General features: G+C 42.7%; 12 protein-coding genes. 8 read left to right on the top strand and 4 right to left on the bottom strand.

The window, feature by feature from the left end; all coding sequences use genetic code 11:
- Positions 1 to 40: 40 nt before the first annotated feature.
- The 3 genes from hisG to BR06_RS0109485 form a co-directional block, all read right to left on the bottom strand.
- Positions 41 to 916 (bottom strand): ATP phosphoribosyltransferase, encoded by an 876-nt coding sequence (hisG, locus tag BR06_RS0109495; protein WP_031482341.1) that lies wholly within the window; start codon positions 914 to 916, stop codon positions 41 to 43.
- A complete protein-coding gene (hisI, locus tag BR06_RS0109490; protein ID WP_031482339.1) occupies positions 916 to 1,290 on the bottom strand; it encodes a phosphoribosyl-AMP cyclohydrolase in 375 nt (124 codons plus the stop codon). Before hisI ends, hisG begins: the two co-directional genes overlap by 1 nt.
- 166 nt (positions 1,291 to 1,456) lie before the next feature.
- A complete protein-coding gene (locus tag BR06_RS0109485) occupies positions 1,457 to 1,894 on the bottom strand; it encodes a Fur family transcriptional regulator (protein WP_031482337.1) in 438 nt (145 codons plus the stop codon).
- Between the two features lie 171 nt (positions 1,895 to 2,065).
- Here BR06_RS0109485 and BR06_RS0109480 point away from each other — a divergent pair, with 171 nt between their 5' ends.
- From BR06_RS0109480 to BR06_RS0109455, 6 genes are all read left to right on the top strand, one after another.
- Positions 2,066 to 2,455 (top strand): hypothetical protein, encoded by a 390-nt coding sequence (locus tag BR06_RS0109480; protein WP_031482335.1) that lies wholly within the window; start codon positions 2,066 to 2,068, stop codon positions 2,453 to 2,455.
- 103 nt (positions 2,456 to 2,558) lie between these two features.
- The gene (locus BR06_RS0109475) at positions 2,559 to 3,404 is read left to right on the top strand and encodes an AraC family transcriptional regulator (protein WP_031482333.1); all 846 of its coding nucleotides are present in this window, start codon (positions 2,559 to 2,561) and stop codon (positions 3,402 to 3,404) included.
- Between the two features lie 43 nt (positions 3,405 to 3,447).
- Positions 3,448 to 4,311, top strand: coding sequence for a DMT family transporter (locus BR06_RS0109470; RefSeq protein WP_031482331.1), 864 nt, complete (start codon positions 3,448 to 3,450; stop codon positions 4,309 to 4,311).
- Between the two features lie 67 nt (positions 4,312 to 4,378).
- Positions 4,379 to 5,752, top strand: coding sequence for a Na+/H+ antiporter NhaA (nhaA, locus tag BR06_RS0109465; protein WP_031482329.1), 1,374 nt, complete (start codon positions 4,379 to 4,381; stop codon positions 5,750 to 5,752).
- Complete coding sequence (locus tag BR06_RS0109460; protein WP_031482327.1) at positions 5,739 to 6,395, top strand: DUF3431 domain-containing protein; 657 nt, start codon at positions 5,739 to 5,741, stop codon at positions 6,393 to 6,395. Before nhaA ends, BR06_RS0109460 begins: the two co-directional genes overlap by 14 nt.
- Before the next feature lie 109 nt (positions 6,396 to 6,504).
- Complete coding sequence (locus tag BR06_RS0109455) at positions 6,505 to 7,218, top strand: TetR/AcrR family transcriptional regulator (RefSeq protein WP_235727705.1); 714 nt, start codon at positions 6,505 to 6,507, stop codon at positions 7,216 to 7,218.
- Positions 7,219 to 7,242: 24 nt separating this feature from the next.
- On the opposite strand, the gene BR06_RS20720 is transcribed toward BR06_RS0109455, so the two are convergent.
- Entirely contained in the window at positions 7,243 to 7,407 is a 165-nt protein-coding gene (locus BR06_RS20720) for a hypothetical protein (protein ID WP_235727704.1), read from the bottom strand.
- On the opposite strand from BR06_RS20720, the gene BR06_RS0109450 reads away from it, so the two are divergent.
- Both BR06_RS0109450 and BR06_RS0109445 read left to right on the top strand, forming a co-directional pair.
- The gene (locus BR06_RS0109450) at positions 7,379 to 8,224 is read left to right on the top strand and encodes an efflux RND transporter periplasmic adaptor subunit (protein ID WP_235727703.1); all 846 of its coding nucleotides are present in this window, start codon (positions 7,379 to 7,381) and stop codon (positions 8,222 to 8,224) included. The two genes, BR06_RS20720 and BR06_RS0109450, sit on opposite strands and share 29 nt — an antisense overlap.
- 99 nt (positions 8,225 to 8,323) lie before the next feature.
- Positions 8,324 to 11,512: an efflux RND transporter permease subunit gene (locus tag BR06_RS0109445; protein WP_031482321.1), complete on the top strand. Its 3,189-nt coding sequence runs from the start codon at positions 8,324 to 8,326 to the stop codon at positions 11,510 to 11,512.
- The last annotated feature ends 48 nt before the right edge of the window (positions 11,513 to 11,560 follow it).

Here is an 11,560-nt window from a genome sequence, read left to right as displayed (position 1 = left end):
ATTAAAGGGGAAGAATATCTTCCCCTTTAAATTTAGAGCCTTAGATTACTTTATTGAGAGGATATTCGATGATTCCCTCTGCGCCCATTGTGATGAGCTCTGGGATAAGTTCGCGTACTGCAACTTCTTCGATCATGATTTCAACTGAAACCCATTTTGGATCGGATAGGTGCGATACTGTTGGGGAGTTCAGGCTAGGCATGATTTTCATGGCTGCATCAAGAACATCCTTAGGCATGTTCATCTTAAGGCCGACCATCTTCTGAGCTTTGAGTGCTCCCTGTAGAAGTAGATTGATATTTTCAATCTTTTTACGCTTCCAAGGGTTAGCCCATGCTTCTTTGTTGGCGATAAGCATTGTGTTTGTGTACATCAAATCGGATATGATGCGCAGGCCGTTTGCTTTGATAGTTGTACCTGTTTCGGTAACTTCAACGATTGCGTCGCAAAGTCCTTCAACAACCTTAGCTTCTGTTGCGCCCCAAGAGTATGAAACTTCAACTGGTACGTTGATTGATTCAAAGTATCTTTTTGTGAAGCCCATGAGCTCGGTGGATACTTTTTTACCAGCGAGGTCTTGAGCTGTTTTGTATGGAGAATCTCCAGCAACAGCTAGAACCCAGCGAGCCTGACGATTACTTACTTTGGAGTAGATAAGGTCAGAAACTTCTACAACATCAGACTGGTTTTCGAGAACCCAGTCTTTTCCTGTTAGACCTACATCTAATGTTCCATTCTCGACATATTCAGCCATTTCCTGCGCGCGGCACATGGCACATGTCAATTCGTCATCGTTAACATCTGGGAAATAATTGCGGTGGTGCAGGTTTATTTTCCAGCCGGATTTTTCGAAAAGTTTAATAGTAGCATCTTGTAGGGAGCCTTTAGGTAGGCCGATTTTGAGCATATTAGACATTATTTGTATACCTCCTTAGGGTCAAAAATATAAGGCGAACATTCTTTAACTTCGCCGTCTTTCAGTTCACGGAAAAAACAACTTCTATAACCTTTGTGGCACGCGGCCCCGCCGATCTGATCGATTAGCAGTACCAGAGTATCATCGTCACAATCAATCCTAATAGATTTGATTTTCTGTACATGACCTGATGTCCCGCCTTTATGCCAGAGGGTGTTACGGCTTCTGCTCCAATAATGAGCATCACCGGTTTCAATGGTTTTATTCCATGCTTCCTCATTCATGTATGCCATCATCAGGACTTCTCCTGTTTCGGCATCCTGTGCAATGGCAGGAACGAGACCGTTCATTTTGGCAAAATCAGGTTTCATCATACAATCCTCTGCTTTGGGTGGCTCCACAGCCGCGTGAATTTCTAAAGATTTTATGGGAATACAATATCCCCGGTAATCACCGATAAGTATCCTCATACAAGCGAAAAAAAAAACGCCAACCTGAATTCAGGCGGCGCTTTAAAGTGTGCTTGTAGGAAAATGCGTATTATTCGCTTTTATCCTGACACTCCTTACAAACGCCGAAGAGGTACATTTCATGATGGGTAAGCACAAATCCGTGCTTTTTTGCGAGTTCTTCCTGAAGATGTTCAATCTCTGGATCAACAGCTTCAATGGTAGTTCCGCAATGCTCGCAAACGAGATGGTCGTGATGATCATGACCATACTTATGCTCGTAACGGAGCACTCCATCATTAAAATCTACAGCTTTGGCAATGCCGGATTCGGCAAGGAGCTTTAGGGTGCGGTATACAGTCGCCTGTCCGATAGAAGAGTCTTCTTTACGGATTATGTTGTACAGTTCTTCAGAAGAAACGTGACCTTCCTCATTTAGGAACGCATCAAGGATGGTTCTTCTCTGAGGGGTCATTTTCAGTCTCTGTTTGGAGAGATATTCTGAAAAGATGTCTTTAGCTGATTTCATTAACTGTACTCGATTGACTTGTTGTTACCGTTACGAATAGCAAGTTCCTACAATGTAACAAAGGCCAATGTCAAATCCTCATTGCCGAAAAGAACACATAAGGGTATGAATGTCGCAACTTAAAGACAATTGCATGTCTATTCGGATAAGAAATTCATAAGGAGCTTAGAAATGGAACTTGAGAAATTTATAGCTGATTGGGATCAAGACCCTTCCGGCGTTAAAGAAACTTTTATCACACTCAAAGGTTTGCTTGAATCTTTGGATTCTACAGATCTCGATTTTAAAGCTAGACCGGGCGTAACTTATTCTTTGCGCGGAATTAAAAACTCACAGAGTAAATGGCCCTTATATGTAATGGTTGATGTAATTGATGATGATCCTTCCGATCGCTGGCTTTCAGTCTGCTTTTTCGGGGATACAATTACTGACCCAGATGAACTCGGCGATCTTGTTCCCGGCGGCCTTTTAGGCGAAGACGGGCATTGTTTCGATGCTGATGATCCAGAAATGAAAGATTATCTTGTCGCAAGAATTACTGAAGCTCATTCTAATCAGTAGTACAAAAAAATAAGCCCAAATGTAATAAAATACATTTGGGCTTATTTTATGTCCTTCCCAATTGAGCTAATACGCTTTATATTTTCTCAATCGGAGAAAGATAATGGCGCGCGCTAATAATCAAGAATCAGTATCCTGCAAAATAGTTCCTTTCATGGGAAGCGATGTCGAAATATTGCGAGCACGGTTTGTGACTCAAAAATTTTCAAAACATTTTCATGAAGGCTATGCTGTGGGCTTTATTGAAAGCGGCGCTATGAAGTTTAAATATCGCGGTTCTAATCTTATTGCTCCCAAAGGTTCCATTAACCTTGTGGTTCCGGGTGAAGTTCATGACGGCCACTCTGCTGATGATGAAGGTTGGGGTTATCGCATGTTCTACCTGTCGCCTGAACTGCTTATGTCTGCTGCGCGTGAACTCAGTGCTAAACATCCTGTTCAGCCGCATTTTAGCAAAGGTGTACTGGACGACTCTATTTTTGCTCAAGCGATTTATGATACTCATATGAGTTTAGGAAATAGCGACGTTTCGAATCTTGAAAAAGAAACTCTATTGCTACGTATGCTGGTTAATTGGATAATTCGTCATGGAGAAGATCGACTCCGTTGTCCGGATGTGGGCAGCGAGCACCGCGCTGTGGGTCTTGCTCGGGAATTTATGCTTGATCAGCATGCAGAGGATGTGCGGCTAGATGACCTTGCCAAGCTTGTGGATCTAAGTCCTTTTCATTTTGTTCGCGTATTTGAAAAACAGCTTGGGATTACCCCGCATGCTTTCTTGATGCAGGCTAGGGTTAACCATTCTAAAAAGCTGATTACCAGTTCTAAAAGGTTAGCAGATATTGCCGCTGAATGCGGTTTTTCTGACCAAAGTCATCTCACCCGCCAATTTCGCCGCCAGTTCGGGATCACTCCCGGTAAATACCGCAAGATTGTTCAAAACAATTAGACTTAATTACGCTTAGTTAAATCCTCCTAATAGGAGGATTTACATGTTTAAAGCTTATCTTAATCTGACAATGGCAATGGTTATTGTCGGCAGCTCTGTGGTTGCCGGTAAAATTATGATTGATCAGTTGCCTATTTTTTTTGCTTCCGCGTTACGTTTTTTGATAGCTTCCTTATTAATGGTTCCAATTTTATACTTCCGTGAAGGTGGCTTACCTCAATTATCACGCAGAAGTTGGTGCATACTGTGTGTTCAGGCGCTATGTGGCTCATTTTTGTTCACGGTGCTCATGTTGTTTGGTCTTACCATGATTAGCCCTGCTTCAGCTGGAATTATCACTAGCACCACTCCAGCATGTATGGGTATTATCGGTTGGATTCTGTTGAAAGAGCGGCCTTCGGGTAGGACTCTTGCGGGTATTTTTCTGTCTGTGGCAGGAGTGATGGTCTTAAATATTCTGGGTGAAGGTGGAGCTTTTGGAGCGTCATTTTTGGGCAGTTTACTTATGGTTGGTGCTGTCGCTTCTGAATCATTATTTTTGCTTTTTCGCAAATGGGTGCCAGAACCATTGTCTCCAATAGCCGCTACAACAATAATATCATTATTCGGATTTTTATGGTTTTTGCCAGCAGGACTTTACCAATTCTTTACCCATGATTATAGCGTGGTCGCCATTGGTCCATGGCTCGCAGTTGTTTATTATGGTGTAGTTGTCACTGTGCTGGCTTATTTGTTTTGGTTCGCTGGGATAGTGTCTGTATCTAGTTCTGTAGCGTCCGTTTTTACCGGAGTCATGCCGCTATCTGCAGTTTGTCTTTCAGCATTGATTTTAGGTGAACAATTGCAGTTTTCACATTTTATAGGGTGTACCTGCGTTCTCGGCGGAATAGCTCTTATTTCTGATTGAATAAACAAGGGTTTTATTGGTATCTAGTAGAGTATTTTGTTTATTATTATAAAAAATCGGAGTCATTATGGCCGAACAACAAGTTCAAAATCTTAAAGAAATACCTGTTATTGAAAAAATGCTGATACCCTTCAATCAGTTTATAAAAGTGGAGTCTTCTGGAGGGGTTGTACTTATACTGTGCACAGTTATTGCCTTGATATGGGCAAATTCTCCTTTGGCATATTTGTACGAAGCATTCAAAAACGTTCCGCTTACCGTTGGGGCAGGAGAATTTATACTCTCAAAGCCTGCGATCCTTTGGATTAATGACGGGCTGATGGCTGTATTTTTCTTTTTGGTTGGCCTTGAGATAAAGCGCGAAGTTTTAGTTGGTGAACTTAACTCTATGAGGCAGGCGTCACTTCCGATTTGCGCAGCTATCGGTGGAATGGTCGTGCCTGCCTTAGTATACGCCTATTTCAATCATGGCACACCTTCTGCGGACGGTTGGGGTATTCCCATGGCGACTGATATTGCTTTCAGTCTAGGTGTTCTCGCACTTCTCGGGGATCGTGTTCCTCTTAGCCTTAAAATTTTTCTTACCGCCATCGCAATTGTTGATGATATCGGCGCAATTTTGGTTATTGCTATCTTTTATTCTTCCGGCATTTCACTTTGGATAATCGGGGTTGGACTATTTTTCTTCTTGTTTATGATTTTGTTAAATAAAATGGGTGTTCGGGCGCCACTACCTTATCTCATTCTAGGTGTTTTTATGTGGCTGGCTTTTTTAAAAAGCGGAGTCCATGCAACTGTTGCCGGTGTGCTAGCTGCAATGACTATTCCTGCTTCCACGCGAATCTGTTGTGGTGAATTTCTAGGTTCCATGCGCAGTCACTTGATTGATTACGAAATGGCAGGTGGGGACGGGCTTTCTACTCTATCCAATAAGCAGATGCTTTCTTCTCTTGGAGCTATGAATAATGATGTGCTGAACGCTGCTCCCCCACTCAAACGGATTGAATATAATCTACATTACTTTGTAGCTTTCGGAATTATGCCGATATTCGCTCTTGCTAACGCAGGAATTAACTTCTCTGGAGATGCTGGTGGAGGTCTTGAGATTTTCCATCCGGTTAGTATCGGTGTTTTTATGGGGCTTATTGTCGGTAAGACCGTAGGTATATGTCTGGCAAGTTGGCTAGCCATTAAAACAGGCCTTGGTGTGATGCCTTCGACCATGCAACCCGGTCATTTCTTGGGGGCTGCACTGCTTGCAGGTATCGGTTTTACCATGTCGATCTTCATAGCCACCCTCGCATGGGGTACTGATTCTCCATTTATTGTAGACGCAAAGTTCAGTATTCTGGTGGCCTCCTTGGTCGCAGGTATTCTCGGCTATATAGTTTTACGCAGCTGCCCTCTCTCTCTAAAGTGTGAGTGTCATGTGCAGAAGTAAGGATAAGGTTCAGCTAGTAGTTGCGCGCTATAGTGAAGACCTTTCATGGCTTGGGGATGTCCGGTATCCCTCTGTCATATATAATAAAGGTGAAACTACCGTGGACGGGGCTATTGCCCTGCCTAATATAGGCAGGGAGGCTCATACCTATCTGACTCATATTGTGCGGAGCTATCCTGATTTTGCTGAATTCACAGTTTTTTTACAGGGTTCCCCCTTCTTTCATATGGAAGAAGGGGCGAATTCTATTACGCTGGCTGAGCAGATTCAGGAAATTGTCGCGCGCAATGTTCCCTTTAAAGGATTGGCATGGTTTCGGCTCCGCTGTGACCAGCTAGGCAGGCCGCACCAAATGGGCGACCTAGAGAGTAAAGGTAAGTGGCTGGGCTGGGGTAAAGATATACCTGTTGGCGCTGTTTACGAGAGATTGTTTAATAGGCCTTCTCCCAGCCAGTTTATAGCAAGTGGTGCAACTGGTTTATTTATGGTCCGCAAAGATAGAATTCTTACGCGCCCGCTTGAATTTTATGAAAAGGGATTGTCCCTTATTGAAGCTGATCCTTATGATGCAGAGAATACAGGCCATGCCTTCGAGAGGTTATGGCAGATAATTTTCAATGGAAGTAAGGTTATAAATCCATAAAATTTGGCACTTATTTTACGTTCTTTTCATCTATTCCAAATTATTATCCCCAAATACTTTTGATCAAAAATGCAAGGCCTACTGTTGCTGTTTTTAGTAATGAGCATCTGTGTACGTTATAGCAATGCTTTATGTGAACACTGTTTACAACGTGAACACTGTTTGTTATTTTCTGTTTATGACAACAGCAACAAGAAAAGAAATGGAACATGAGCGTATGCGGCGTAAGATTTTAGATGCCGCAAAAGAGCTTTTTGCTAAAGACGGGTTTGACAATGTTTCTATGAGAAAGATTGCATCCCGCATAAAATACAGTCCTGCAGCCCTTTACCGTTACTTCAAGAACAAAGAAGACTTAATTTTATCCCTTAAAATGGAAGGAATGCAGAGATTCGGAGAGATGCAAAGCCATCTGGGTGATATCAAAGACCCTTTTCAGCGGCTTAGAGAAGGAGGCCGAATATATCTGGATTATGCTCGTAAGGAACCAGAATATTACGATCTTCTTTTTACCAAAGCTGTTCCTTCATTTTGCTGTTCAGAAAAGTGGGTAGGTAAACCTCACCAAAGTTTTATTAATTTTAAAGAAACTGTCCGTGAGTGCATTGCAACTGGCCATGTTGGTGATGTTTCTCTTGAAACTTCAGTGGCTACGCTTTGGGCTACGGTTCATGGGTTGGCCTCATTGGCGGCAACAGGCAGGCTCCAAAGTAGTCTTCCCGGCATCGATATGGATAATATTTTCGAAGAAGTTCTTGATTTCATAACCATTCCGCAAATTGAGCGGGAAAAAATGAGAAAGGATAAACAAGATGAAAGTTAAAAATAACAACTTGTTATCATATCTTCAGTTCTTTGTTTTAGCAGCAATGGTGTGTTTAACAACGCCCACGACGCTAAGGGCTTCTGCGGCGGAAGTCTTTAAAGCAACACCTGCTTCTAGAGTCGTGACTTTAACTGGCTTTACACGTCCAAGAGTTGGAATGACTTTGGTAAGTGAAGAGTCTGCCATGTGCGTGTCCGTTTTTGCTGATATCGGCGATACCATCGGCGCTAAGGGTAGGTTTGCTACTCTTGACCCAAAATTCATTAAGCTTGAAATAGCTCAGCTAAAGGCCGATATTAGTAGGTTGCAGTCTGACTTGGATTATTTTCGTAAAGAAGCTGATCGTTACACAAAGCTGGTTAAGCGTAATACTGCCGCCCAGTCTGAATTAGATCTGCATATGCGAAATTTGAATGGAGCAAAAAGCTTACTTAGGCTGACTCAGCTTAAGCTTAGCGTGGATCAGGAACATTTGCGCCGTTACACTTTGCGCGCACCTGCTGGCTGGAAAGTAATAAAGCGTTACATTGAGCCGGGCGAATGGGTGACCAAGGGCGAAAAAGTGGCAGAGCTTGGTAATTTTAAAACTTTGCTGGTTCCTTATGCGCTCACAGTAAAGGAGCTTGATAAGATTATTAAAATGGGCAGTAAAGTCACTCTTGAATTCCCCGGATTTGATAAAACGGTTGAAGCTAAACTTGAGCGGATTTCACCTGATTTTGACCCTGAAACACGTAAAATTGATGCTGATTTTGAGATAATCAGCGGAGATTTTAAGTTCCGTGGCGGGCTTCGTACCGAGTTAAAAATTGAAATGCCTGATCCTGGGGGAGCTGTGGTTGTGCCTGAGTCATCACTTGTGAAAGCTTACGATGATAAATTCCTTGTCAGGCCCGATGGTGTAAGGGTTAAAGTCCTTCTACTTGGCAAGTCTAAGGATGGTAATCTTCGCGTTTCCTCACGTGCTGTTAAAGCTGGAGAAGAATTTTTACTTAAGCCTTAATTGATGGACTAGATATTGTCTGATTGTTTTGTTTTCAAGATTAATCATTATATTTTCAGTTAATTGCGACTGTGTTGCAACTTAACAAGGAGCCTTCTCATGAAGGGATTTATGCGGTTTACCCTGAAACAGACTGTCTTCATCAATATTATCTTTATATTGCTGATGGTTGTCGGTATTTTTTGTGCCTACGATCTTCCTGTTGAACGTTATCCTAATGTTCACATGGGAAAGGTTGTGATCACGGGATTCTTACCGGGCGCTTCCCCTGCAGACGTTGAGGCTCTTGTAACGAAGAAGATTGAGGATGCCCTTGATGATCTGGAGAACGTCGAATACATAAGATCACGCTCTTTTCGCGAAAGGTCTAGTATTCTTGTAAAATTTATTGACGATACCGATTACAAAACTGGTTATGACGAATTACGTTTTCGAGTGCTTTCTATTCAGAATGACCTGCCCAAAGAGATGGATCCTCCGGTTTTTTCCGAAATAAACGTGAGTGAGTGGTTACCTGTGATCAGGGTGTGCTTAGTGGGTGATAGGGCTAACCGAGCACTTGCTATGATGGCGGACGAAATGAAAGTCCCCTTGCGCAAAATTCCCGGTGTTAATCAGGTTAAGGTGGAAGGCGAATACGTACGGGAATATCATGTCAGCCTTGATCCGCAAAAATTAATCCGGTTTAGAGTTACCTTTGATGATGCGGCGCGCGCGCTGGCTGAATCTAATATTTCCATTCCTGCCGGAGATTTTGTCTCGAATGAGGGCGAGTTTGTTGTCGTTGTGGACGAACGGTTCCGTACCAGAGAAGAAATAGCTGAAACAATTATCCGTATGGATGGCGAAGGTTCATTTGTTACGATCGGTGATGTCATGAGTGACGCACGTGTTTCATACCGCGATCCTCAGGTCATTACCTCGATCAACGGACAGAATGCGGTAACACTTAAGATTGTTAAAACCCGCGACGGTAATGCCGTAAGTATTGCAGAAGAAGTAGAAGTTATTGCTGCTTCATTCAAGGAAGCTTTGGAGCGTGAAGGAGTTAAACTTGTTCTGACTAATGATCAGAGGCTTCATATTGATGAGGCCATGAAAACTCTCGGCCTTAACTTACTGGTTGGTATTGGGCTGGTATTTATAGTTATTTATCTGGTTATGGGCTTTCGAAATGCAATGCTCACCACCATCGGCGTGCCATTCGCATTTCTCGTGACCATGACCATAATGCGCCTCACAGGCAACTCGCTCAATCAGATAACTCTTTTCTCGTTTGTTCTGGTGAGTGGTATTATTGTTGATGATGCAATCGTTGTTGTAGAGAATATTTTTCGTCATGTGCAGGAAGGTAAAAGTTTAAAAGACGCGGTAATTGACGGGACTTCGGAAGTTTTCCTACCGGTTATTTCAGCAACAGTAACAACGGTCGCCGCCTTCTTGCCAATGCTTATAATGTCCGGTTCGACAGGTGAGTTTTTTGCTCAGGTTCCAAAAGCAGTAACTTTTGCGCTCATCGCCTCACTGATAGAATGTTTGATCATTCTGCCTTCGCATTTTCTTGACTGGCCGGGAGCAAAAAAATTGACTCAGGGTGGTGATCACACTCTCCATGAGCCAGTATTCATGCGCCCTCTTAGACGCTGGACGGATAAACTTCTTTCAGTTGTAATGCGTTTTCGCTTTAGTTCGCTGGGAGTTGTGTTTGCTGCCTTCTTCTTAGCTATTTTCATTTTAGGAGCATCCATTTCCGGTGCCATACCTCTCATTAAAATTAAGTTCTTCCCTGATGATTACAGCCTTTATTATATAGAAATGGAAGGGCCTATCGCAACCCCCATTGAGGTAACATCTGATAAGCTTAAAAGGATGTCGGTATTTATTGAAAAAATGGGTCCGGGTATGTCCAAGTCGGCAACAGCTTTTGCAGGTTTCTATCAGAACGAAGATTATGAAATGGTTCACGGAAGTAATTTAGGGAACATTGTTGTCGAGTTGCCTGCCAAAAATAAACAGGTTTTCGCTGATGCTCCGGAAAATGATCCGGGAACTCATTTGCAATATATACGGAAGCAGGTTGAGAAGTTTGAGGGCAATGGATGGACTCTTAGAGTTCGCCCCGAAAAGGACGGTCCTCCTACTGGTAAAGATTTGAATATCAGGATTCTCGGAACTGATCATGGATCTGTTCAAGGTCTGACAGGAGCGGTTTTAGGATTTATTAAAAACAATCAAGAGCTAGCTCCTGAACTAATTAATCTAGGTAAAGATGATGGGACGCCTAACAGAATATTCAGGTTCATGCCTATTAATGAAAGAATATCTGAGTATGGACTTACCCCTATACAGGTGGCTAAATTATCCGGATCAGTCCTTGATGGCCGTTTCGTAGGTGAGTTTAGACTTGCTGACGAAGATGTTGATTTACGTTTAAAAATTGATCCAGAATACCTGAATGCGCCAGAAGATGCGCTCAGCATTCCAATTCTCGAACATAATGAAAGTGCCGTTAGGCTTGGTGATATATCCAAGGTGTCTATATATATGGAGCCCGGGCAGTTTAACAGATTCATGAGCCAGAGAGCTGTGACAATCACTGCCAATATTAAACCGGGATCGCGTCTTTCTTCTTCGACTGCTGTGAACAGAGTTAAGAAGTTTTATGAATCAGTACGCGGAGATTTTCCCGGTGCAACGGTTAACTTCTCCGGTGAATTTGAATCTACCAGAAAGTCATATACGTCCCTATTGTATGCCTTTTTAACCGCAATATTGATAATTTATCTGGTTTTAGCGACTCAGTTTCAATCATATTTACAACCGGTTATTATTTTATCAGCCGTAATATTCTCTCTTACAGGGGTAATACTCGGGACATTTTTGTCGCAAACAGTATTTACGGTAAATAGCTTTATTGCCACGGTTGGTGTAACCGGGGTTGTCGTTAATGATTCCTTAGTGTTATTAGACTTTATAAATAAGTTGTATCAGGGAGGCATGAGCCGCAAGGACGCCCTCCGTGAAGGTGTTCGAATCAGGCTCCGGCCCATTCTCTTAACCACACTGACCACAACCCTCGGTTTACTACCGATGGCAATAGGTTTTCCGTCCTATTCATTAGTGTGGGGCGCCATGGCTTCTACTTTCGTAACGGGCCTTTGCACCGCAACATTCCTGACATTATTTATCATTCCCGTAGAGTGGGACCTGCTGATGGGATTCATGGAGTGGAAAGAAAAGCGTAAAGAAGATAAGAAGCGTTTGAAAGATATTGGTTCGGAGGTTTAACGCCAAACAGCGGGCCAGTTTTTATATAGATTTTTTAAGGGAGAGCTA

This window comes from Maridesulfovibrio frigidus DSM 17176 (assembly GCF_000711735.1).
GTDB lineage: Bacteria > Desulfobacterota > Desulfovibrionia > Desulfovibrionales > Desulfovibrionaceae > Maridesulfovibrio > Maridesulfovibrio frigidus.
This window is presented reverse-complemented; position numbering and strand designations above follow the sequence as displayed.